Here is a 22,721-nt window from a genome sequence, read left to right on the forward strand (position 1 = left end):
GGAGGAAAGCATGGACCTCTTGAAGAAGGAGTACACCGGCGTCACCTACATCTCGGGGCCCCTGCTCTTCGTGGAGAACGCCAAGGACCTGGCCTACGGGGCCATCGTGGATATCCGGGACGGCACGGGCCGGGTGCGCGGCGGGCAGGTGATCGAGGTCTCCGAGGAGTACGCGGTCATCCAGGTCTTTGAGGAGACCACGGGCCTGGACCTCGCCACCACCAGCGTGAGCCTGGTGGAGGACGTGGCCCGGCTTGGGGTTTCCAAGGAGATGCTGGGCCGCCGCTTCAACGGCATCGGCAAGCCCATCGACGGCCTGCCCCCCATCACCCCGGAGAAGCGCCTGCCCATCGTGGGCCTGCCCCTGAACCCGGTGGCCCGCAGGAAGCCCGAGGAGTTCATCCAGACGGGCATCTCCACCATCGACGTGATGAACACCCTGGTCCGGGGGCAGAAGCTCCCCATCTTCTCCGGCTCGGGCCTTCCCGCCAACGAGATCGCCGCCCAGATCGCCCGCCAGGCCACGGTGCGCCCCGACCTCTCCGGGGAGGGGGAGAAGGAGGAGCCCTTCGCCGTGGTCTTCGCCGCCATGGGGATCACGCAAAGGGAGCTCTCCTACTTCATCCAGGAGTTTGAGCGCACCGGGGCCCTAAGCCGCTCCGTTCTCTTCCTGAACAAGGCGGACGACCCCACCATTGAGCGCATCCTCACCCCCCGCATGGCCCTCACCGTGGCCGAGTACCTGGCCTTTGAGCACGACTACCACGTGCTGGTCATCCTCACGGACATGACCAACTACTGCGAGGCCTTGCGGGAGATCGGCGCAAGCCGCGAGGAGATCCCCGGGCGCCGCGGCTACCCCGGCTACATGTACACCGACCTGGCCACCATCTACGAACGGGCCGGGGTGGTGCAGGGGAAGAAGGGCTCGGTCACCCAGATCCCCATCCTCTCCATGCCCGACGACGACCGCACCCACCCCATCCCCGACCTCACGGGCTACATCACCGAGGGGCAGATCCAGCTCTCCCGGGAGCTCCACCGCAAGGGCATCTACCCGCCCATCGACCCCTTGCCCTCCCTCTCCCGCCTCATGAACAACGGCGTGGGCAAGGGCAAGACCCGGGAGGACCACAAGCAGGTCTCCGACCAGCTCTACTCGGCCTACGCCAACGGGGTGGACATCCGGAAGCTGGTGGCCATCATCGGTGAGGACGCCCTCACGGAGAACGACCGGCGCTACCTGCAGTTCGCCGACGCCTTTGAGCGGCACTTCATCAACCAGGGCCAGCAGAACCGTTCCATTGAGGAGAGCCTCCAGATCGCCTGGGCCCTCCTCTCCATGCTCCCGCAGGGCGAGCTCAAGCGCATCTCCAAGGACCACATCGGCAAGTACTACGGCCAGAAGCTGGAGGAGATCTGGGGCGCGCCCCAGGCCCTGGACTAAGGGGGGGTAGATGAGCCAGGTGAGCCCCACCCGGATGAACCTTCTGCAGAGGCGGGGGCAGCTCCGCCTGGCGCAGAAGGGGGTGGACCTCCTGAAGAAGAAACGGGACGCCCTGGTGGCCGAGTTCTTCGGCCTGGTGCGGGAGGCCATGGAGGCGAGGAAGGCCCTGAACCAAGCCGCCCAGGAGGCCTACACCGCCCTCCTTCTGGCCCAGGCCTTTGACGGCCCCGAGAGCGTGGCCGGGGCGGCTTTGGGCGTGCCCCTTCTGGAGGGGGTGGAGGCGGAGGTGGAGAACGTCTGGGGGAGCAAGGTGCCGAGGCTCAGGGCCGCCTTCCCCGATGGGGCCCTGCTTTCCCCCGTGGGCACCCCGGCCTACACCCTCGAGGCCAGCCGGGCTTTCCGCCGCTACGCCGAGGCCCTGATCCAGGTGGCCAACACCGAGACCCGCCTGAAGAAGATCGGCGAGGAGATCAAGAAGACCACCCGGCGGGTGAACGCCCTGGAACAGGTGGTGATCCCCGGGATCCGCGGCCAGATTCGCTTCATCCAGCAGGTCCTGGAGCAGCGGGAGAGGGAGGACACCTTCCGCCTGAAGCGCATCAAGGGCAAGATCGAGGCCCGGGAGGCCGAGGAAGGGGGCCGTCCCAACCCCGCCTTGGAAATCGGGGCGGGCCTTTAATACCACCCCATGCTGGCCCAAGCCAGCATGGGGGCCCCGAAAAAGAACGCCCACAGAGCCCTTGCCTCGGCTTGGGCGAAGGGTTCACGCCCAAGGGGAGCCTCCCCCCGGGAAGCCCCGGGGGGAAGGATTTTCGGGGGCTACCCGGCCTTGGCCTCCTCGAGGATGCGGAGGAGGACGGTTTGGAGGATGCCCCCGTTCCGGTAGTAGTCCACCTCCACCTGGGTGTCCAGGCGGGCCAGGGCCTGGAAGCGGATCTCGGTGCCGTCCTCCTTGCGGGCCACCACCTCCACGATCTTCCTGGGCTTTAGGTCTTCCAGGCCCAGGATGTCGTAGACCTCGTACCCCGTGAGGCCCAGGGTCTCCCGGTTCTCTCCGGGCAGGAACTCCAGGGGCAGAACGCCCATCCCCACGAGGTTGGAGCGGTGGATGCGCTCGTAGCTTTCCGCCAGGACCGCCTTCACCCCCAGGAGGTAGGTGCCCTTGGCGGCCCAGTCGCGGCTAGAGCCGGTGCCGTACTCCTTCCCGGCGATGACGAGAAGGGGCGTGCCCTCGGTCTTGTAGCGCATGGCCACGTTGTAGACGAAGTCCACCTCCCCCTCGGGGAGCTTCTTGGCGTAGCCGCCCTCAATGCCCTCCAGCATGAGGTTCTTGGTGCGGATGTTGGCGAAGGTGCCCCGCATCATCACCTCGTGGTTGCCGCGCCGGGAGCCGTAGGAGTTGAAGTCCTCCGGCTTCACCCCCTTGCTGATGAGGTACTGCCCGGCGGGGCTCTTCACGGGGATGGCCCCGGCGGGGGAGATGTGGTCCGTGGTCACCGAGTCGCCGAGGACGAGGAGGGCCCTGGCCCCCCGGATGTTTCCCACCTTCCCCTGGCCCAGGTCCTCAAAGAAGGGCGGGTTCTGGATGTAGGTGCTCTCGGGGTCCCACTGGTAGAGCTCCCCCGTGGGGGCGGGCAGGGCCTGCCAGCGCTCGTCTCCCTCGAAGACCTTGCTGTACTCCTTCTTGAAGAGCTCGGGGTCAAGGGTCTTCCGGATGGCCTCCTGGATCTCCGCCATGGAGGGCCAGATGTCCTTGAGGTAGACGGGCTTGCCGTTGGGGTCAAAGCCCAAGGGCTCCGTGGTGAAGTCGATGTCCATGCGGCCCGCCAGGGCGTAGGCCACCACCAGCATGGGGCTCGCCAGGTAGTTGGCCTTCACGTGGGGGTTGATGCGGCCCTCGAAGTTGCGGTTGCCGGAGAGGACGGCGGCCACCACCAGGTCCCCTTCCTCCACCGCCTTGGCGATGTCCTCCGGCAGGGGGCCGGAGTTGCCGATGCAGGTGGTGCACCCGTAGCCCACCACGTGGAAGCGCAGGGCCTCGAGGAAGGGGAGGAGCCCGCTCATCTCCAGGTAGTCCGTCACCACCTTGGAGCCGGGGGCCAGGGAGGTCTTCACCCAGGGCTTGGTGTCCAGGCCCGCCTCCACCGCCTTCTTGGCGAGAAGCCCCGCCCCCAGCATCACCGAGGGGTTGGAGGTGTTGGTGCAGCTGGTGATGGCGGCGATGACCACGGAGCCGTGGGTGAGCTCAAACTCCTCGTCCTGCCGCTTCACCAGGACCTTTCGCCCAGGCCGGTCCTCGGAAAGCCCGAAGCCCCGCTCCTTCACGGGCTTGGTGAGGTGGGCGAGGAAGCTCTTCTTGACCTCCTTGAGGGGCACCCGGTCCTGGGGGCGCTTGGGGCCCGCCAGGGAGGGCTCCACCGCGCTTAGGTCCAGCTCCAGGTGCTCGGAGTACTGGACCTTGGCCTCGGCCTCGGGGGTGCGGAAGAGGCCCACGGCCTTGGTGTAGGCCTCCACCAGCTCCACCTGTTCCTCGGGGCGGCCGGTGAGGCGGAGGTAGTTCAGAGTCTCCTCGTCCACGGGGAAGAAGCCCATGGTGGCCCCGTACTCGGGGGCCATGTTGGCGATGGTGGCCCGGTCGGCCAGGGAGAGCTTGGCCACCCCAGGGCCATAGAACTCCACGAACTTGCCCACCACCCCGTGCTTGCGCAGGATCTCGGTGATGGTGAGGACCAGGTCGGTGGCCGTGGCCCCCTCGGGGAGTTCCCCATAGAGCTTGAAGCCCACCACCCGGGGGGCCAGCATGTAGTAAGGCTGGCCCAGCATCACCGCCTCGGCCTCAATGCCCCCCACGCCCCACCCCAGGACGCCCAGGCCGTTCACCATGGTGGTGTGGCTGTCGGTACCCACCAGGCTATCCGGGAAGGCCAGGGTGAGCCCGTTGCGCTTCTCGGTCATGACCACCTTGGCCAGGTACTCCAGGTTCACCTGGTGGACGATGCCCGTGCCCGGGGGCACCACCCGGAAGTTCTCCAGGGCCTGCTGGCCCCACTTGAGGAGGAGGTAGCGCTCCTTGTTCCTCTCGTACTCCTTCTCCACGTTGTAGAAGAAGGCGTAGGCGGTGCCGAAGGCGTCCACCTGCACCGAGTGGTCGATGACCAGGTCGGCGGGCACCACGGGGTTGATGCGCCTGGGGTCCCCGCCCCGCTTGGCCACGGCGTCCCGCATGGCCGCCAGGTCCACCACCGCTGGCACCCCGGTGAAGTCCTGGAGGATGACCCGGGCGAGCTTCAGGGGCACGTTGATCTCCCCGGGGTCGGGCCGCCAGCGGGCCAGGGCCTCTATGTCCTCCCGGGTCACCTGGTAGCCGTCCTCGTGGCGGAGTAGGCTTTCCAGCATCACGCGGATGGAGAAGGGGAGGCGACTTACCTCCGCCAGGCCCTTCCTCTCCAGCTCTTGGAGGTCGTAATAGCCGTAGGTGCCGCTTTTCGTGGTCAGGGTTTTCAGGGTTTGGAAGCTGTCCTTCATGCTCCACTCCTTTCCCTTCCCCCTGGGGGCAAAGGGAGGCGCGCTTTGGACTTTTGGGGGAAGCTCCTTCCGAGGGGGGGCGCCCGCCCCGGCGTCTTCCACTATAGCACCTGCGAAAGGGGCTCGCCCAGAGGGGCGTCCCAGCCCAGGCCTTCCAGGAAGAGGAGGACCTCCTCGGCCACTTCCCGGAAGAGGTCCTCCCGGGGCCTTTGGGGGGGATTGTCCCTCCGCTGGGGACCGTAGGCCCCGAAGCCCGCGTGGTTGAGCCCCTCCACGAAGACCACCCGGGCGTTCTTGGGGAGCCTTTTCGCCTTCTGCCGGGCTTCCTCCGGGGGGAGAAGGCCGTCTAGGGTGCCGTAGAGGGCCAGGGTGGGGAAGGCTTCCCGGGAGAGGTCCGCCTCGGGGTAGGCGGCGAAGAGGACGAGGGGAAGCCCTTCCCGGGCCGCCACCTCCGCCGCCACCACCCCGCCCAGGCTGTGCCCGCCCACCGCCAAGGGGAGGTTGGGGTGGGCCCTCCCGGCCTCGAGGGCCCGCTCCTTCCCCAGGAGGGCGATGCCCTGGGGCACCTTGAGGAGGACCACCCCGTACCCCGCCTCCACCAGGGGGGCGAGGACAGGGGCGTAGGCCGGGGGGTCCACCCGCGCCCCGGGGTAGAAGGCGAAGAGGGCCTTGGGGGCTTTGGGGAAGAGCTCCAGGCCGTAGGGCGCTTCCTTCGGGGCCAGGCCCGCCCGGCCTAGGTAGCCCTGGACCCAGGCCTCCGCCCGGTAGGGGCGGAAGAGGTAAAAGGCGGCGCCCACCAGGGCCCCTCCCAGGGCCAGGGCCAGGAGGAAGAGGAGAAGGAGGAGGCGCTTGGCGGCCATGCCTCACCTCAAGAGGGCTTCCTTGACCCTGGCCCGCCCCCTCTCCAAGGCGTAGAAGGCGGCGGGCACCACGAAGAGGGTGAGGAGGGTGGAGGAGAGGAGCCCGCCCAGGATGATCACCCCCAGGGGCCGCCGGTACTCCGCCCCTTCCCCGGTGCCCAGGAGGAGGGGGAGGCTGATGATGAGCACGGTCAGGGTGGTCATGAGGATGGGCCTTAGCCTGAGCCTTGCCGCCTCCACCAGGGCCACCTGGAGGGGCATCTCCTCCATCCGGCGCACGGCGAAGTCCAGGAGGAGGATGGCGTTTTTGGTGACCAGGCCGATGAGCATCACCACCCCCAGGACGCTGATCACGTCCAGGCCCGTGCCCAGGAGGTAGGTGAGCCAAAGGGCCCCCACCAGGGCCAAGGGCACGGGGAGGAGGAGGTAGAGGGGGTAGCGCCAGGCGTTGAACTGGCTGGCGATGACCAGGTAGTTGAGCGCCAGGGCCAGGAGGAAGGCCAGGGGGGCAAGGCGGGCGAGCTCCCCGGTGAAGCTCCCCAGGCCCGTGGCCAGAAGCTCCACCCCATCCCCCAAAAGCCCCTTTTCCGCAAGCTCCCGCTCTAGCTCCTGCTGGATTTGGAAGGCTCCCGGGGCCCCGGGGCGCAGGTTGAGGTTGATCCCGGCGGCGTAGGCCTGGTTGCGGCGGGAGATGAGGGTGGGCCCCGGCCTCTCGGCGAAGCCTCCCAGGCTCCCGAGGGGCAGGAAGGCCTGGAGGGCGGGAGCGTAGACGGGGAGGGAGAGGAGGTCGGCCTCGCCCCCTAAGCGCAAGGGGTCGGCCTGGACCACCACGGGGAACTCCTCCCCGCTCCTCCTCGCCGTGGCCGCCTGGGCCCCCGAGAGGTAAAGCCTCAGGGCCTGGGCCACGTCCTGGGGGGTGAGGCCGGTGCCGGAGAGCCGGGCCGGATCCGGCACGAAGACCCTTTCCCGCTGGGTGGCCTCGAGGGTGCTCTTCACGCTCAGGACGTAGGGCTTCTTGGCGATCTCCTCCACGATCTCCGCCGCCCGCTTTTCCAGAAGGGCGCGGTCCGGGCTCACCAGGAAGAACTGCAGGTCGGCGTCCCCGGCCTCGGGGCCGGTCTGGGCCAGGACGCGGAGGTCCGCCCCCGGGAAGTCCTTAAGCGCCTCCTTGCCCTCTCGGTTGAAGGCCTCGGTGAGGGCGAAGATGTCCTCCCGCTCCCCCTTGGGCTTGAGCGCGATCTGGAGCTGGACCCTCGAGGGGTCCCCCACCTGGGCTCCCCCGGTGGCGCTGGCCCCCACGGTGGTCACCACCCGGGCCACGGCGGGGTGGGCCAGGAAGTGGGTTTCCAGGGCCCGGGCCGCCCGGTCGGACACGGCAAGGGGGGTGTCCTTGGGGAGGAGGAGGGTGGCGGTGAGGACCCCGGTGTCCGAGCGGGGGGTGAAGTTGAAGGGGATCCGGGGCAGGATGGGGAAGACGGAGAGGAAGGCCAGGGCCGCCGCCCCGAGCACCAGGTAGGGCCGGGCCAGGGCCCTTTGCAAGGCCTTGGCGTAGGCCCCGGTGAGGCGCTCCAAGGCCCCTTCCGCCCCCTGGTGGAGGAGGCGGGCCAGGGCCCCGAAGAGGTCCAGGAGGAGGCGGCCCAGGTAGCGCCCAAGGCCGAGGAGGGCGGGGTAGAGGAGGAGGAAGGGGAGGTAAAAGGGGCTTTGGCGGTAAAGGAAAAGGGCCAGGAGGAGGCCGAAGGCCAGCCCCAGGGCGGTGCGGAAGCCCCGGCGGTACGCCCAGGAGAGGTCCTGGGGGAGGAGGAGGGCGGCCTTAAGGGCCTCCCTCAGGGCGGGGGGTTCGGGGTCGGGGAAGTAGGCCAGGCGCACCGTGAGGAAGAGGAGGGCCTCGAGCCAGCTCACCGCGATGGCCGCCGCCATGCCCAGGCCGAACTGCTGGAAGATCTGGCCGATGAGCCCGGGGAGGAAGCTGATGGGCAGGAAGACGGCGAGGAGGCTTAGGGTGGCCGCGGCCACGGCCACGCTCACCTCGCTCGCCCCCTTGAGCACCGCCTCCTTGAGGCCAAGTCCCATCCGGCGGTAGCGGTCGATGTTCTCCGCCACCACGATGGAGTCGTCCACCACGATGCCCACCGCCACGGTGAGGGCGAGGAGGCTGATGAGGTTGTAGGTGAAGCCCAAAAGCCCGAAGAGGAGGATGGCCCCCGAGAGGGTGATGGGGATGGCCAGGATGACGGAGAAGACGGAGTTGAGCTTGCCCAGGAAGACCAGGACCACCAAGGACACGGCCAAGGCCGCCAAAAAGGCCTCCCGCACCGTGTCCAAAACCGCCGCCCGGATGAACCGGGTGGAGTCCAGGGCCACCTCGGCCCGGTACCCCGGAGGCAGGGGGATGGCCTCCAGGGCCCGCTTCACCCCGTCGGCCACGGCCACGGCGTTGGCGTCGGGGGTCTTGACCACGGCCAGGAGCACCGCCGGCTTGCCGTTTAGGCGGTTCAGGGTGGTGGGGGCCTCGCTTTCCTCCACCACCCGGGCCACGTCCCCCACCCGGAGGCCCCGGGAGGCGTCCAGGAGAAGGTCCGCCACCTCCTCCGCCCTTGCGGGGGTGGAGCGCAGGGTGTAGACCAGGCGCTTCTCCCCTTCCCTAAGGGTGCCCAGGGGGAGGTTCAGGGCCGAGGCGCTTATGGCCTGGACCACCTGCCCTGGGGCCACCCCCAGGGCCTGGAGGCGGTCCGGGTCCAGGTAGACCTTGATGGCCCGCCTGGGGGCCCCGGTGAGGCGGATGTCCGCCACCCCGGGCACCAGCTGGAGCCTGGGCTTCAGGGTGCGCTCGGCGTAGCGGAGGACCCGGGACAGGTCCTCCCCGGGGGCCTCGAGGGCCAGGTAGAGGATGGGGCTCGCCGAGGGGTCAAACTTCTGCACCACCGGGGCCGAGGCGTCCTTGGGGAGGGCGCCGCGGGCCGCGGCCACCTTCTGGCTCACCTCCACCGCCGCCTGGTCCACGTTCACCCCCTGCCGGAACTGGAGGAAGACCAGGCTGAAGCCCTCGGTGGAGCTGGACCCCAGGGTGTCCAGGCCGCTTAGGGTGGAAAGGGCGTCCTCCAGGGGTTTAGAGACCTGCTCCGCCACCTCCTCGGGGCCCGCCCCGGGGTAGCTGGTGGAGACCGCCACCACGGGCACGCTGAACCGAGGCAGAAGCTCCACCCCAAGCCCAAGGCCCAAAAGGAGCCCTACCAGCACCAGCCCCACGAAGATGGCGGTGGCGAAGACGAAGCGCTCCACGAAGAAGGCCACCAGGGGGTTTTCCCTCACCGCACCACCTCCACCAGGTCCCCTTCCCTAAGCCCTTCGGGCAAGGGGTGGACCACCAGGGCTCCCTCGGGAAGGCCTTCCACCGCCACCCGGTCCCCTTCCTGGGCCAGAAGCCGCACCTCCTGCCGCCTGGCCTTTCCTCCCTCCACCCGGTAGACGAAGGCCTTGCCCTCCTCGGCCCTTAGGGCCCCCGCGGGGAGGAGCACGCCTTCGGCCAAGCGTTCCCGGTAGCGCACCTCCGCCGGGCCCGGGGTGAGGGGGACTTGGGGCTTCAGCACCACCTCCACCAGCCGGCTCTGCCCCGGCAGGTCGGTCTTGCGGAGAAGGCGGGCCGCCGCCTCCTTGCCGTTTTGCCGCAAGCGGAAGGGGGTTTCCGGGGTCAGGGCCGCCGCCTGGTCGGGGGGCAGGTAGACCTTGGCCAGGAGGCTTTCCGTGGTGGCCAGGCGGAAGGCCCGGCTTCCCGTGCCCAGGAACTCCCCCTCCTTGGCGTAGACCTCCACCACCTCCCCGGCGAAGGGGGCCCGCACCACGCTCTCCCTCAGGTTCCGCTCCGCCTGGCGCACCTGGAGGCGGGCGGCCTCCACCTGGAGCCTGAGGAGGCGGAGGTCGTCCTCCCTTTCCAGGCGGGCCAGGGCCTCCTTGGCGTTCTCGTAGGCCCCTTGCGCCTGCCGGTACTGGGCCTCGAGGGCCTTCAGGTCCAAGGGGGCCAGGGCCCCGGCCTCCAGGAGGGCCTTCCCCTCCTGGTAGCGCCTCTCGGCCGATTGGAGCTGGGCCTCCGCCGCCCTGAGTTGGGCCTCCAGGGCGGCCCGGCTTCCCGCCAGCTGGCTCTTGCTTCGCTCCAGGTTGGCCTCGGCCTGGGCCAGGGCCAGGCGGGCCTGGCCCAGGGCCTCCTGGAAGGGGGCGGGGTCCAGAAACACCACCCCCTCCCCCGCCCTCACCCGGCTTCCCGGGGGCAGGGTGCGAACTACCCGCCCGGCGGCCCCCGCGGCCACCAGGCTGTCCTTTTCCGCCTGTAGGGTGGCGGAGGCCTTGGCCTCCCGCTCCAGCACCCCCCGCTTGGCCTCCACCGCCCGGACCTGGACCCGGAGAGGGCCTTCCTGGGCGGGGCCTGGGGCCTCGGCCTTCTTGGGGGCGCAGGCGAAGAGGAGGAGGGGCAAGAGGAGGAAGAGGCGCCGCATGCTTCACCTCGAGGCCAGAAGGCCGTAGTAGGCCTTCAGGTAAGCGTGCTTGGCCTGCTCCCAGGAAAGCTCCGCCTGCAGGAGGGAAAGCTCCTGCTGGAGGAGGCCCAGGCGGCTGGTGAGGCCCGCCCGGAAGCGCTTCTCCTCGGCGGCGTACCGCTCCTTGGCCGCCCGGTAGGCCTCCTCCGCCGCCTTCACCCCCTTAAGAAGGGGGGCGAGCTGGGCCTGGCGGGCCTGGAGGCCCACCTTGAGGGAGCGCTCCAGGTTGTCCAGGTTGGTGCCGAGGGACCGGATCTGGTCCTCCAAAGCCTCCAGGTCCTTTTTGGCGGCGAAGCTTTCGTCCAGAAGCCCCCGCTGGAAGCGGAGAAGCTCCAAAGACTGCCGGAGTTGCAGGAGGTCGGCGTGCTGGGCCAGGAGGCTCTGCCAAAGCCCCTCCTCGGGAAGCGGCGGAAGGGCCTCCACGGGCTTGGGCTCCCAGGGGCCCACCAGGTTTTCCAGGGCGGCCTGGGCGCTATCCCGACCCCTTTGGGCCAGCTCCAGGTTTTTCCGGGCCTCCAGCACCCGGTTCTGGGCCTCCAGGAGGTCCAAGGAGGTGGCCCCGCCCCCCTTGGCCCGCACCTCGGCGGCCTTGAGGGAAAGCTCCGCCACCTCCAGGGCCTTTTCCGCCAGGGCCACCTGGAGCCTGGCCTCCAGGGCCTGGGCGTAGGCGGAGACCACCTCGCTTTCCGCCTGGGCCAGGGCGCGGCCGAGGCGGGCTTCCGCCAGGGCCAGGGCCTGCCGGGCCTGGAGCTCGGAGAGGGGGGTGAGGAGGGGGTCTTGGAGGAGGCGGGCCAGGTCCTTGGCTTTGGCCTCCACCTCCAGGCGGGCCAGGGCCACGCCCGCCGCCTCCTGGGCCTTCTTCAGGGCCTCGGGAAGGGGTTGGGCCAAGGCGGGGGCCAGCAGGAAAAGGATAAACAGGGTTTTCCTCATGGTTGAACCTCCAAGAGTTCGCCGTAAAGCTGGTATAGCTCCATTCGCTTGTTCAGGAGGTCGCTTTGCGCCTGCAGGAGGCCGAGCTCCGCCTGCAAAAGGTCGAGCTCCGCCTGCAGGAGGGCCAGCGGGCTTTCCAGGCCCAACTCCAGGCGCTTCCGGGTCTCCTCCAGGGCTTTTTCCTGGGAATCCTTCCTTAGACGGGCCAGGGCCAGGTTGGCCTCGGCGCTTTGAAGGGCGCTCTTCAGGGTTTCCTCCTGGAGCCGGGCCTGCTCCTCCGCCGCCCTTAGGGCCGCCTCCGCCCCCTGGAGCTGGGCCCGGGCGGCCTCGAGGCCCGAGAGGAGCCCGGGGGAGAGGGTGAGGGAGAGGGAGAGCCGGAGCTCCTCCTGGGTGCGGTAGCTGCCTGTCCCCGGGACCTGGGTGGGGGGACGGGGAGGGTCGTTGCGGGTATAGGAGAGGGTGGGCTGGAGGGTGCGGCTTCCCAGGCTTAGGGCCAGGGTGTCGTTCCCCGAGGGGTAGAGGAGGTAGCTGGCCTGCGCTTGGGGAAGGAGGTTCCGGAGGGCGCTTTGGTAGGAGATCTCCGCCTCCAGGACCGCAAGCTTGGCCTCCTCCACCGCCAGGTAAGCCCCTCCCTTGGGCGGGGGGATTTCCGGCAGGGGCTTCGTGAGGTCTAGGAGGCCCTCCGCCGCCCTCTTGGCCAGGTCCACCCCCTGCCTGGCCTCCTCCAGGCGGGCCTCCGCCTCCTTCAGGTTGAGCTCCGCTTCCCGCAGTTCCTTGGGGCTTGCCTGGCGCTTCCTGCTGGCCTCCAGGGCCCTTTGGGCCAGCTCCAGGGCCTTTTGGGCGATCTTCTCCCCCAGGAGGGCCTGCCGGTAGCGGCCGTAGGCGGCCACCGCCTGGGCCTGCAGGGCGGAGAGGGTGCGGCGGTAGCCTAGCTCGGCCCGTCTCAGGGCGATCCGGGCCCGTTCCCGCCCATCGGCCACCTCCCCAAAGGGGAAGGGGGTGAGGGAGAGGGAAAGGGTGAGGCTTCCCGTGGTGGGGGGAAGGCTTCCGCAAAGGGCCTCCGGGGTGCACTGGTACCCCAGGCGGGCGTAGCCACCTTGGAGGTTCAGGGCCAAGGGGGCCTCCTGGGCTTCCAGGGCTTTCCTGGCCGCCTCCAGGTAGGCCGCCCCTTGCCGGGCCAGGGGGTGGTCCTGGAGGGGGGCCAGGGCCCCTTGGGCCAGGGCGGGGGCCAGGAGGAAGGGGAGGAGGGCTTTACGCATCCTCCCCTCCCGTGAGCTTCCGCAGGAGGTCGCGGAAGAGGAGGAGCTCAGGGGCTTCCAGGCGGGCCAGGCGCCGGCCGAAGAGGGAAAGCCAGGCGGCCTCGAGCCTCCTCGCCACCTCCAGGCCCCTCTGGGTGAGGCGGAGGTGGACCCGCCTGCGGTCCAAGGGGTCCAGCTCCCGGGCCAGGAGACCCCCTTCCTCCAGGGAGGCCAGGAGGTGGGAGACCTGGGAGGGCTGGACCTCCAGGTGCTCCGCCAGGCGGGAAGGGGCGCTGACCCCTCCTTTCACCAGGCGCAGGACCTCGGCCTGCAAGAGGGAGAGGCCCTCTTGGGCGAAGGCCTCCTTGGCCTGGGCCAGGAGGAGGCGCATGAGGGTGTAGCCCAGCTGGGAAAGCTCTTGCACCAGGGGGGCAGGGGGTCCGTTCATACCCTTCAACTATACACAAACCTAAAGGGCAAAACGGGGGCTGGGCCACCCTTTCGTGTACAATGGCGAAAGGTGATATGGACAGACCTCCCAGTCGGTGGCTCTTCCTCCTGCCCTTCGGCTCCCTAGCCCTGGCCCAGTCCCCAACGCCAAGCCCCCTGGAAATCCTCTCTCTGGCCGGCCTCCTCTTCCTTTCCGCCGCCTTCTCCGCCAGCGAGACCGCCTTCACCGCCCTTTACCCCTGGAAGCTCAAGGAGCTGGCCGAGGCCAAAGGCGGGCCCTTCCGCCTCCTGGCCCAGGACATCACCCGCTTCCTCACCACCATCCTGGTGGGCAACAACCTGGTGAACATCGCCGCCACCGCCCTGGTGACGGAGCTCGCCACGGAAGCCTTCGGCTCGGCGGGGGTGGGGGTGGCCACCGGGGTCATGACCTTCCTCATCCTCTTCTTCGGCGAGATCACCCCCAAGTCCTTGGCGGTGCACCATGCGGTGGCCGTGGCCCGGGTGGCGGCCTGGCCCATTTACTTCCTCTCCGTCCTCCTCTACCCCGTGGGCCGTTTTTTTAGCTTCGTTTCGGGGACCCTCCTTCGCCTCTTGGGCCTCGAGCCCCGGGATGCTTCCCTGGTCTCGGAGGAGGAGCTCAAGCTCATCCTGGCGGGGGCGGAGGAGGCGGGCACCATCGAGGCCCAGGAGGAGGAGATGATCCACTCCATCCTGGAGCTGGAGGAGACCCCGGTGCGGGAGATCATGACCCCCCGGGTGGAGATGGTGGCCATAGAGGCCGAGGCCACCCTGGAGGACTTCCTCCACCTCTTCCGCGAGCACCGCTACAGCCGGGTGCCCGTCTACCGGGAGAGCGTGGACCACATCGTGGGGGTGGCCTACGCCCAGGACCTCCTCACCTACTACTGCGAGGAGGACCTGAAGCGGCGCACCGTGGCCTCCATCGCCCACCCCCCCTACTTCGTCCCCGAGAACATGGACGCCTGGACCCTCCTCAAGGAGCTCAGGCGCCGCAAGGTGCACCTGGCCATCGTGGTGGACGAGTTCGGGGGCACGGCGGGCCTCGTGACCCTGGAGGACGTCATGGAGGAGATCGTGGGGGAGATCTACGACGAGACCGACGAGCCCGAGGACGCTCCCATCAAGCGCCTCCCCGACGGGACCCTTTCCATCCAGGCCCAGACCCCCATAGACGAGGTCTCCGAGGCCTTGGGGGTGGAGCTCCCCGAGGGGGAGTACGACACCCTCTCCGGCTTCCTCTACGAGCAGTTCGGGCGCATCCCCAGCGTGGGGGAGAGCGTGGCCTGGCAGGGCTTCCGCTTCGTGGTGGAGAGCGCCGACCAAAGGCGGATAGAGCGGGTGCGGGTGGAGCGGCTGGTGGAGCATGGGGATTAAGGAGATCCTGAAGGCCCACGTGGGGCGGGCCTACGCCCCCTATTCGGGGTTTCCCGTGGTGGCCCTGGTGGAAGCGGAAGGGGAGGCGTTCCTCGGGGTCAACGTGGAAAACGCCTCCTTCCCCCTCTCCCAGTGCGCCGAACGGAACGCCGTGGCGGCCATGGTCCTGGCGGGCAAAAGGCGGCTAGAACGGGTGCACATCTATAGCCCCAAGGGCCCCGTCCCCCCGTGCGGGGGGTGCCGGCAGGTCCTCATGGAGTTCGGGGGGCCCGAGGTGGAGGTGGTCCTCCACGGGCCCGAGGAGGAGGTGCGCACCACCTTGGGGGCCCTCCTCCCCCTGGCCTTCCGCCTCTAGAGGTCCAGGACCAGGGTCTGGCTGAGGAAGCCGGGGACCTCGAGGCGAAGCTCCAGCCGTCCCCTTCCCCTTTCCGGCCCCGGCCTCAGGCCCACCGCCTGGACCCTCGCCTCCCCCCTCGCCGGGAGGTCCGCCCGCACGGAAAGGCGTTGCCCCAAAAGCACCAGGGTACCCTCGGCCCGGAGGGGGAAGGGGTTAGGGTTTTCCAGGAAGAGGTTCACCCCGGCCCGGCGCACCCTTACGGGCTCTAAGGGGAAGGCGAGGCGGGCCTTGAAGAAGGCGAGGTCCTGGCCCAGGGTCCGGCCCTCCAGGGCCACCTCCACCCCTTCCGGGGAGAGGAGGGCTTGGGCCGTGGCCAAGGCCTCCTTGGGCGTGAGGCGCACCGGGAGAAGGGCCTCCTTCTTTCCGGGAGGCAGGCTGAGGTCCAAGGGCACCGCCACCTCCCCCACCCGGAGCCGCGCCCCGAAGGCCGCGAGGGGGAGGGGGAAGGGGTTGGGGTTGTGGAAGGCCACCCGCACCTCCAAAAGGAGGGCGGGTTCGGGGGAAAGCTCCAGGCCCCTAAGCTCCGCCCCCAGGTAGCGGGCCTCGGGAGGCAGGGGCCTTGGGGCGCAGGCGGCGAGGGCCAGAAGGCCCAGGAGGAGAAGCCCAAGCCTTCGCGCTAGAGAACCCATCCTTCCTCCTTGAGGCCCTCCAGCACGGGGAGGAACCTCTCCCAAAGGGGGCTTTCCGCCGGGTAGGGGGGTCTGGGGTAGCCCGCGGGCAGGCCCAGGTGCCGGAGGGCCTGCTTGAGGAGGGGCACGCCCCCTTTGGCCAGGAGGTCCCCTAGGGGAAAGAGCTTCTTTTGCAGGGCCTGGGCCTCCGCCAGCCGCCCCGAGCGGAAGTGTTCCAGAAGGGCGCGGTAGGCCCGGGGGGCGAGGTTGGCCGCCGCCAGGATCCCCCCTTCCGCCCCCAGGGCCAGGGCGCCGAGGAAGGTGGGGGCGTGGCCCGTGTAGACCCGGAAATCCCTCAGGCGGGCCTGGTAGAAGGCGATCCGGCTTAGGTCCCCGCTGGAGTCCTTGACGCCCTGGATCTGGGGGTGCCGGGCCAGGGCCTCCACCGCCTCGAGGGGCAGGTCCACCTTGGTGTTCTGGGGCACGTGGTAGAGGAAAAGGGGCATCCTCTCCGCCATGGCCTGGTAGTAGCGGAGGAGCCCCTCCCCGAGGCTTCCGTGGTAGTAGCGGGGCGGGGTGGCGAGGAGGGCCATGGCCCCTGCCTCCTTCGCCTCCATGAGGGCCCCTTCCGCCTGGGCCAGGGTCTCTTCCATGAGGCCCACGAGGAAGGGCTTTCTGGGCCTAAGGGCCCGGAGGCCCCGGGCCCGTTCCTCCGGGGTAAGGTGGACCCCTTCCCCGTTGGAGCCGTAGACGAGGAGGCCGTCCACCAGGGGTTCCAAAGCCTCGGCCAAGGCGCGGAAGGCCCCCGTGTCCAGGCGGCCTTCCCGGTCGAAGGGGGTGGGGATGGGGGGCAGGATCATGGTAACCTCCTCCAGGAGCCTATCAGGAAAAGGAGGTGAAGGGCATAGGCCAAAAGGAGAAACCCAGGGCCCTGGCCCTGGAGGAGCCTTAGGAGGCCGAAGGCGGCGAGGAGGAGGAGGAGGAGGCCAAGCCCCCCGGAAAAGCCCAGGCTTCCCGGCACCAAAAGGCGCACCCCCAGGGCCCAGGAGGGGGGAGGTTCCTTCCTGCGCCGGGGGAGAAGGAAGGTCAGGAGGTGGTAGAGGAGGAGCAGGAAAAAGCCCAGGGCCGCCCAGGGCCGGGCCCTTTCCGGCAGGGGAAGGGGAAGCTGGCCTACCCCTTTGAGGAAGTCTTCCCGCAGATGGAAGAACTCCACCCGAAGCAAAGCGGCGTAGAGGGTGCGGAGGCTAGGCCCTGGCTCCCGCCCGCCCCAGGGGTCCTCCCCCAGGCCCAGGGCGGAGCGGATGGGGCCGTCAAAGGGGGCCTTGGCGTAGGCCTGGGGGAGGCCCGTTTCCCCTAAGGCCAAGGCGAAGGGGAGGCTCGCTCCCTCCAGAAGCCCTTTGGCCTCCTTGGGGTTTTCCGGGAGGAGGGCGTAGCCCAAAAAGGCCTTCACCTCGGGCAGAGGGGGCTGTTCCCGAAGCCAGGCCTGGGCCTCGAGGGTGCGCACGGTGCCCCGGTCCAGGGGGGGAAGGGCGAGGGCGGCGCGGGCGCGCTGGTCCAGGCCGTACAGGAGCCCCGCCCCGCCCAAGAGGAGGAGGAGGGCGAAGGCCAGGACCCTTTCCCCCAGGCTGGCGTAGGCCAGGCTCAGGTGGCGGAGGCGCAGGAGGGGGTGGCGGAGGTACCCCCCGAGGAAGCCTCCCAGCGCCTTGAGGTCCTGGAGCTGGGCCGGGAGGTAGTAGAGGAGGAGGTAGGCCAGGAGGGCCAGGTAGGCCAGGCCCAGGACGTAGAGCCCCTGGGGTAGGAAGGAGAGGTCCGGGGGCCTCCAGGCCTGGAGGTATTTGACGGCCTCCCGCAGCCTTAGGGCCCTGGCGGGCTGGCCTTGGGCCTCGAGGGCCTCCGCCCGCTCCAGGAAAAAGTCCAGCGAGCCCGGGAAAAGCGGGGTGTAGCGAAGGAGGGCCTCGGTGAGCCGCCAGGACTTTTCCGGGTCCTGGGCGCTTAGGGCGCGGGCGGCTTCGGCCATGCGCCGCACCCCTTCCTGGCCGAAGAAGAGCTCGGGGCGGTGCCCCCGGGCCCTTAGGTCCTCCCCGTAGGCCTGGAGGTCCTCCGGGCTCAGGGCCTCGGGAGGAAGGGTCCAGTAGGCGAAGTAAGGCCAGGGCCTCGGAGGCTTCAGGGCTTCCAGGAGGGGCTTTAGGGACTTCAGGTCCTCCTCGGTGCCGGCGAAGGGCAGGGGGGGGAAGGGAAGGGGCAGGGTCCGGTCCCCCACCAGCAAGGCCTCGGGCCCCGGGCGCAGGGCCACCACCCGGGCGGGGGCGAAGTGGAAGCGGACCTCCTCCCGCTTTAGGCCGGCCTCCACCACCAAAAGCCCCTGGGCCACAAAGACCCGGTCCCCTTCCACCAGGGGGCCGAGCCAGGGGCCTTCCGGCAGGGAGAGCCGCCCCCAGGGGAGTTCCAGACCCCCCTCCACGAGCCTGGGCTGGACCGGGGCCAAAGCGGTGAAACGCCCCTCCAGCGCCCCCGAGGGCAGGGAAAGGCGCACCCGGTACTCCCCGGGGGCCTCGGGGGTGAAGGGAAGGCGGAAGCCCCCTTCCTGGGCCTCCACCTCCCAGGTGGCGGTTCCCTGGGGCCCTTGGACCTCCAGGGGGAAGCGGCCCTGGGGCAGGTCTTTGCCCTCCAGGAAGAGGGCCTCCCCCACCCGGGCGGTCTCCGGCAGGAGGAGGGTCTGGCCTAGAGCGGAAAGCCCCAGGAAGGCCAAGGCGATCCAGCGGCGCATGGGGTTATTCTACCGGTATGGGGCTTCTGGACATGATCGGTCCGGTGATGGTGGGGCCTTCCTCCAGCCACACGGCGGGGGCCTGCCGCCTGGCCCTCCTCGCCCGCCACCTCCTGGGGGAAAAGCCCAAGCGGGTGGAGTTCGGCCTCCACGGTTCCTTCGCCAAGACCGGCCGGGGCCACGGCACCCACCTGGCCTTGGCCGCCGGGGTCTTAGGCCTCCGGCCCGACGACGAGCGTCTTAAGGAGAGCCTGGCCCTGGCGGAAAGGGAAGGGGTGGAGGTGGTCTTCAAGGAGGTGGAGCTTGGGGATGTGCACCCCAACACCGTGCGCATGGTGTTGGAGGGGGAGAAGGAGCGCCTCACCGTCACGGGGAGTTCCCTGGGCGGGGGCGTGGTGCGGGTTTTTGAGGTGGACGGGTTTGAGGTGCGCATCACCGGCGCCGCCCCCACCCTGGTGGTGAAGAACGTGGATACCCCCGGGGTGGTGGCCCGGGTGGCCCGCATCCTGGCGGACGACGAGGTGAACATCGCCCACCTCACGGTAAGCCGCAAGAAGAAGGGCGGAGAGGCCATGATGAGCCTGGAGATGGACCGCCCCCTTTCCGCCAAACCCCTGGAGTATTTGGAGTACCTCTCCTACATCCTCTGGGTGCGGCAGATCCCCCCGGTTATGGACTGATTTTGGCGTGAACCCCTCGCCCAAGCCCAGGCGTGAGGGCTCATGCTGGCTTGGGCCAGCATGGGGTGGTATTAAAGGGCGGTGGCCGGGGGGAGCTCCAGGCGCAAGGAGGCCCCGCCCCAGGGGCTTGGGCCGGAGGCGAGCCGCCCCCCGTGGGCCTCGGCCACCTTCTTGGCGGTGTAAAGGCCGAGGCCTGAGCTTCCCCGGGGACCCTCTCCTTGGCGGAAGGGCCGGGCCAGGGCTTCCAGGGACAGGGGGAGGCCTTCGCCGTCGTCTTCCACCTGTAAAGCCCCCTCCTCCACCCGCACCCGCACCCGGCTTTTGGCGTGGCGCAGGGCGTTCTCCAGGAGGTTGGCCAGGGCCCTTTCCACGAGAAGCCTCTCCCCCCGGGCAAGCCCCGCCCCTTCCACCTCCAAGTGAAGCCCCCGCCTTCTGGCCTCCTCGCGGTAGCGTAGGAGGAGGTCCTCGGCCAGGGCGCGGAGGTTCAGGGTTTCCCTCTGGGGTGCGCGGGCCTCGAGGCGGGCGAGGGCGAGGAGGTTCTCCGTCAGGCGGTAGCCCCGGGCGAGCTCCTCCCTGAGGGCGCGGAGGAGGGCCACGCGCCGCTCCTTCCCCAGGTGGTCCGCCCTCTCCAGGTAGTCCAAAAGGCGCAGGGCGGAAAGGAGGGGGGTCTTGAGGTCGTGGGCCAGGGCGGCATACAGGGCCTCCCGGGCCTCGAGAAGCTCCTTGAGCCGGGCGAGGAGCTCGGAAAACCGGGCCCGGAGGAGGGCGATCTCCCCCGGAGGGGGCTCCTTGGGGGCGGGGAGGCGGAGGGCCTCCAGGGGTCCCTCCTTCAAGGAGAGGTAGGCCAGGGCCCGGGTGAGCTCCTCCAGGGGCCTGAGGAGGCTTTTGGCCAGGAAGTAGCCCACGAGGCCCGAGAGGAGGGCGAGGAGAAAAAGCCAGAGGAGGAGGGGAGGCCAGGGGCCTTCCCCCAGGGCCCCCAGGGTGAGGGCCAGGACCAGGTTGGGCAGGAAGGCGAGGAGGGCGATGACCAGGGCGAGCCTAGCCCTTAGGCTCATCGCGACCCGCCGAGAGCACCGCCAGGAAGGCCTCCTGGGGCACCTCCACCTTGCCGATGGCCTTCAGCCGCTTCTTCCCTTCCTTCTGCTTCTCCAGAAGCTTCTTCTTCCGGGTCACGTCCCCGCCGTAGCACTTGGCGAGGACGTCCTTCCTTAGGGCCTTCACCGTGGCCCGGGCGATGATCTTCCCCCCGATGGCCGCCTGGATGGGCACCTCAAAGAGCTGCCTGGGGATGACCTCGGCGAGCTTGTCCACCATGGCCCGGGCCATGGCGTAGGCCTTCTCCCGGTGGGCGATGAAGGTGAGGGCGTCCACGGGCTCCCCGTGCACCAGGACGTTCACCTTCACCAGGTCCCCGGGGCGGTAGCCCGCCTGCTCGTAGTCCATGGAGGCGTAGCCCCGGGAGAGGCTTTTTAGGCGGTCGTGGAAGTCGTAGAGGATCTCGGCGAAGGGGGCCTCGTAGACCAGCTCCACCCGCTTCTGGGCCCCGGGGAGGTAGGTCATGTTGAGGAGCCTGCCCCGCTTCTCCTGGAGGAGCTGCATGAGGCTCCCCACGTACTCCTCGGGGGTGAAGAGGGTGAGCTTCACGTAGGGCTCGAGGACCTCCTCCACCCGGGTGGGGTCGGGGAGGTCGGCGGGGTTGTGGATCTCCAGCTCTTCCCCGCTTTTGAGCCGCACCTTGTAGACCACGCTCGGGGCGGTGGCGATGAGCTCTAGGCCGAACTCCCTCTCCAGCCTCTCCTGGACGATCTCGGCGTGAAGAAGCCCGAGGAAGCCGCAGCGGAAGCCGAAGCCCAAGGCGGTGGAGGACTCGGGCTCAAAGGTGAGGGCGGCGTCGTTGAGCTTGAGCTTTTCCAGGGCGTCCCGGAGCTTCCCGTAGTCCCCGGACTCCACCGGGTAAAGCCCGGCGAAGACCACGGGCTTGGCCGGGCGGAAGCCGGGGTAGGGGGAGGGGGTGGGGCGGTCCGCCAGGGTGAGGGTGTCCCCCACCTGGACGTCGTGGATGTCCCGGATGGCGGCCACGAGCCACCCCACCTCCCCAGCCACGAGTTCCTCCGTGGGCATGAGGCCCTGGGGGGTGAAGACCCCCACCTTGTCCACGGTGAACTCCTTGCCCGTGGAATAGACCTGGATCCGGTCCCCGGGCCGCACCCTCCCCTCAAAGAGGCGGAGGTAGGGGATCACCCCCTGGTAGGCGTCGTAGACGGAGTCAAAGATGAGGGCCTTAAGGGGGGCCTCGGGGTCCCCCTTGGGAGGCGGGATGCGCTTCACGATGGCCTCGAGGATCTCCTCCACGCCCTCCCCCGTCTTCCCCGAGGCGAAGATGGCCTCGTCGGCGGGGAGGCCCAGGACCTCCTCCACCTCCAGGGCCACCTCCAGGGGGCGGGCGTTGGGGAGGTCGATTTTGTTGATCACCGGGATGATCACGTGCCCGTGCTCCAAGGCCATGTAGAACTTGGCCAGGGTTTCCGCCTCCACGCCTTGGCTGGCGTCCACCACCAAAAGCACCCCCTCCACCGCCGCCAGGGCCCGGGAGACCTCGTAGGTGAAGTCCACGTGCCCCGGGGTGTCAATGAGGTGGAGGACGTACTCCTCCCCGTCTTTAGCCCGGTACCTCACCCGCACCGCGCTGGCCTTGATGGTGATGCCCCGCTCCCTCTCCAGCTCCAGGGAGTCCAGAAACTGCTCCCGCATCTCCCGGTCGCTCACCGCGTGGGTGAGCTCCAGGATGCGGTCGGCCAGGGTGGACTTCCCGTGGTCCACGTGGGCGATGATGGAGAAGTTGCGGATGCGGCGGATGTCCATCCTTTTCATCCTCCGGGCTTCCCTGGGCAAAGTCAAGCGGCCCCGGGTTAGACTAGGGCATGGCCCAGGAAGTGGGGGTCTGGCCGGCGTTGTGTCGCCTCTACTGGCGCTTGGCCCTGGCGCCCGCGGTCTGGTGGCCCGTGGTCTACTTTTACGGTGGGCCGGTGATGGTGGGGGGAACGGCCCTCTACTGGGGGGGGTTGGGGCTTGCGTACCTCTGGGCCAGGCGAGGCGGCCAGGAAAGGCTTGCGGTGGCCCTGCACCTGGGGGTGGCCCTTTTCACCGCCCTCCTGGCTTTGGTGAGCCCACCGGAAATGGTGGCCCGGGGGCTTCCGGAGGGAGCCTGGCGCCTCGGGGTCATGGCCTTTTACACCGTGGGGGCCTACGCCTTGGCCGCTTTCGCGGGCTGGCCGGGGCTGGCCTTGGGGCTGGCCTGCGCCCTCCTGGCCCCTTGGCCCCAGGTGGAGACCCGCTTCCTCCTGGCGGGGAGCACCCTTCTCGCCAGCGTGGGAGGGCTTAGCGTGGGGGCCCTGGTGGGCCGCCTCGAGGCCCTCCAGCGGATCATCCACACCGAGTCCCTCACCGACCCCCTCACCGGTCTCGCCAACCGCCGCTCTTTGGAGCGGGACTTCCCTCGCTTTCAAGCCCTGGCGGCCAGGGAGGGGCTTTCCCTGGTCCTTTCCCTGTGGGATCTGGACGGCCTCAAGGCCATCAACGACCGGGAAGGGCACGCGGCGGGGGATGCCCACCTCCTCCGCTTCGCCCGGACCCTGCGGGAGGAGGTGCGGCAAGGGGACGCCCTTTTCCGCATCGGCGGGGATGAGTTCGTGGGCCTTCACCTGGGGCTTGTGGACGGGGCTTCCCTGGAGGAGAGGGTACACGCCCGCTTCCCGCCGGTGTCGGTGGGCTTCGCCTCGGGAGAGGGGTGGGAGCTGGCCCGGGTCCTCGAGGCCGCCGACCGGGCCATGTACGGCAAAAAGGGAAGCCTGGGGGGGTAGCTTGCGGGCCCTCCCTCGTGGGGGTAGACTCCCCC

At 69.4% G+C, this 22,721-nt stretch carries 18 protein-coding genes; 6 read left to right on the forward strand and 12 right to left on the reverse strand.

The genetic code is table 11. The features are described from left to right. Window positions 1–10: 10 nt before the first annotated feature. Both ACY5J6_RS04275 and atpD read left to right on the forward strand, forming a co-directional pair. Window positions 11–1,447, forward strand: coding sequence for a V-type ATP synthase subunit B (locus ACY5J6_RS04275; protein ID WP_462846117.1), 1,437 nt, complete (start codon window positions 11–13; stop codon window positions 1,445–1,447). A 10-nt stretch (window positions 1,448–1,457) separates the two neighbouring features. Then, window positions 1,458–2,126: a V-type ATP synthase subunit D gene (atpD, locus tag ACY5J6_RS04280; RefSeq protein WP_054638202.1), complete on the forward strand. Its 669-nt coding sequence runs from the start codon at window positions 1,458–1,460 to the stop codon at window positions 2,124–2,126. A gap of 140 nt (window positions 2,127–2,266) precedes the next feature. On the opposite strand, the gene acnA is transcribed toward atpD, so the two are convergent. The 7 genes from acnA to ACY5J6_RS04315 all read right to left on the reverse strand — a co-directional run bounded on the left by acnA (window position 2,267) and on the right by ACY5J6_RS04315 (window position 12,974). Next, complete coding sequence (acnA, locus tag ACY5J6_RS04285) at window positions 2,267–4,972, reverse strand: aconitate hydratase AcnA (protein WP_462846118.1); 2,706 nt, start codon at window positions 4,970–4,972, stop codon at window positions 2,267–2,269. A 101-nt stretch (window positions 4,973–5,073) separates the two neighbouring features. Next, window positions 5,074–5,832, reverse strand: a complete 759-nt coding sequence (locus ACY5J6_RS04290) for an alpha/beta hydrolase (RefSeq protein ID WP_462846119.1) — start codon at window positions 5,830–5,832, stop codon at window positions 5,074–5,076. Between the two features lie 3 nt (window positions 5,833–5,835). Beyond that, complete coding sequence (locus ACY5J6_RS04295) at window positions 5,836–9,141, reverse strand: efflux RND transporter permease subunit (protein WP_462846120.1); 3,306 nt, start codon at window positions 9,139–9,141, stop codon at window positions 5,836–5,838. Further along, window positions 9,138–10,319, reverse strand: a complete 1,182-nt coding sequence (locus ACY5J6_RS04300; protein ID WP_462846121.1) for an efflux RND transporter periplasmic adaptor subunit — start codon at window positions 10,317–10,319, stop codon at window positions 9,138–9,140. The genes ACY5J6_RS04295 and ACY5J6_RS04300 overlap by 4 nt, the downstream gene beginning before the upstream one ends. 3 nt (window positions 10,320–10,322) lie before the next feature. Continuing rightward, window positions 10,323–11,288, reverse strand: a complete 966-nt coding sequence (locus ACY5J6_RS04305; RefSeq protein ID WP_462846122.1) for a TolC family protein — start codon at window positions 11,286–11,288, stop codon at window positions 10,323–10,325. Continuing rightward, window positions 11,285–12,547, reverse strand: a complete 1,263-nt coding sequence (locus tag ACY5J6_RS04310; protein WP_462846123.1) for a TolC family protein — start codon at window positions 12,545–12,547, stop codon at window positions 11,285–11,287. The genes ACY5J6_RS04305 and ACY5J6_RS04310 overlap by 4 nt, the downstream gene beginning before the upstream one ends. Beyond that, window positions 12,540–12,974, reverse strand: a complete 435-nt coding sequence (locus ACY5J6_RS04315; protein ID WP_462846124.1) for a MarR family winged helix-turn-helix transcriptional regulator — start codon at window positions 12,972–12,974, stop codon at window positions 12,540–12,542. Before ACY5J6_RS04315 ends, ACY5J6_RS04310 begins: the two co-directional genes overlap by 8 nt. A gap of 77 nt (window positions 12,975–13,051) precedes the next feature. On the opposite strand from ACY5J6_RS04315, the gene ACY5J6_RS04320 reads away from it, so the two are divergent. Both ACY5J6_RS04320 and cdd read left to right on the forward strand, forming a co-directional pair. Continuing rightward, a complete protein-coding gene (locus ACY5J6_RS04320) occupies window positions 13,052–14,374 on the forward strand; it encodes a hemolysin family protein (protein WP_462846125.1) in 1,323 nt (440 codons plus the stop codon). Continuing rightward, on the forward strand, window positions 14,364–14,729 hold the full coding sequence (gene cdd, locus ACY5J6_RS04325; RefSeq protein WP_462846126.1) for a cytidine deaminase: 366 nt from the start codon (window positions 14,364–14,366) through the stop codon (window positions 14,727–14,729). Before ACY5J6_RS04320 ends, cdd begins: the two co-directional genes overlap by 11 nt. Here the strand turns inward: cdd and ACY5J6_RS04330 are convergent. From ACY5J6_RS04330 to ACY5J6_RS04340, 3 genes are read right to left on the reverse strand one after another with little or no spacing between them, the layout of a single operon-like run. Beyond that, window positions 14,726–15,400: a hypothetical protein gene (locus ACY5J6_RS04330; RefSeq protein WP_462846127.1), complete on the reverse strand. Its 675-nt coding sequence runs from the start codon at window positions 15,398–15,400 to the stop codon at window positions 14,726–14,728. The genes cdd and ACY5J6_RS04330 overlap by 4 nt on opposite strands. Beyond that, the gene (locus tag ACY5J6_RS04335) at window positions 15,388–16,239 is read right to left on the reverse strand and encodes a dihydrodipicolinate synthase family protein (RefSeq protein ID WP_462846128.1); all 852 of its coding nucleotides are present in this window, start codon (window positions 16,237–16,239) and stop codon (window positions 15,388–15,390) included. The genes ACY5J6_RS04330 and ACY5J6_RS04335 overlap by 13 nt, the downstream gene beginning before the upstream one ends. After that, complete coding sequence (locus tag ACY5J6_RS04340) at window positions 16,236–18,146, reverse strand: hypothetical protein (protein ID WP_462846129.1); 1,911 nt, start codon at window positions 18,144–18,146, stop codon at window positions 16,236–16,238. The genes ACY5J6_RS04335 and ACY5J6_RS04340 overlap by 4 nt, the downstream gene beginning before the upstream one ends. A 17-nt stretch (window positions 18,147–18,163) precedes the next feature. On the opposite strand from ACY5J6_RS04340, the gene sdaAB reads away from it, so the two are divergent. After that, window positions 18,164–18,826, forward strand: a complete 663-nt coding sequence (gene sdaAB / locus ACY5J6_RS04345; protein WP_462846130.1) for an L-serine ammonia-lyase, iron-sulfur-dependent subunit beta — start codon at window positions 18,164–18,166, stop codon at window positions 18,824–18,826. A 71-nt stretch (window positions 18,827–18,897) separates the two neighbouring features. On the opposite strand, the gene ACY5J6_RS04350 is transcribed toward sdaAB, so the two are convergent. After that, on the reverse strand, window positions 18,898–19,881 hold the full coding sequence (locus tag ACY5J6_RS04350; protein WP_462846131.1) for a sensor histidine kinase: 984 nt from the start codon (window positions 19,879–19,881) through the stop codon (window positions 18,898–18,900). Then, window positions 19,865–21,697, reverse strand: coding sequence for a translation elongation factor 4 (gene lepA / locus ACY5J6_RS04355; RefSeq protein WP_462846132.1), 1,833 nt, complete (start codon window positions 21,695–21,697; stop codon window positions 19,865–19,867). Before lepA ends, ACY5J6_RS04350 begins: the two co-directional genes overlap by 17 nt. A gap of 50 nt (window positions 21,698–21,747) precedes the next feature. Here lepA and ACY5J6_RS04360 point away from each other — a divergent pair, with 50 nt between their 5' ends. Beyond that, a complete protein-coding gene (locus ACY5J6_RS04360) occupies window positions 21,748–22,686 on the forward strand; it encodes a GGDEF domain-containing protein (protein WP_462846133.1) in 939 nt (312 codons plus the stop codon). The last annotated feature ends 35 nt before the right edge of the window (window positions 22,687–22,721 follow it).

Source organism: Thermus sp. H19.2, assembly GCF_054979525.1.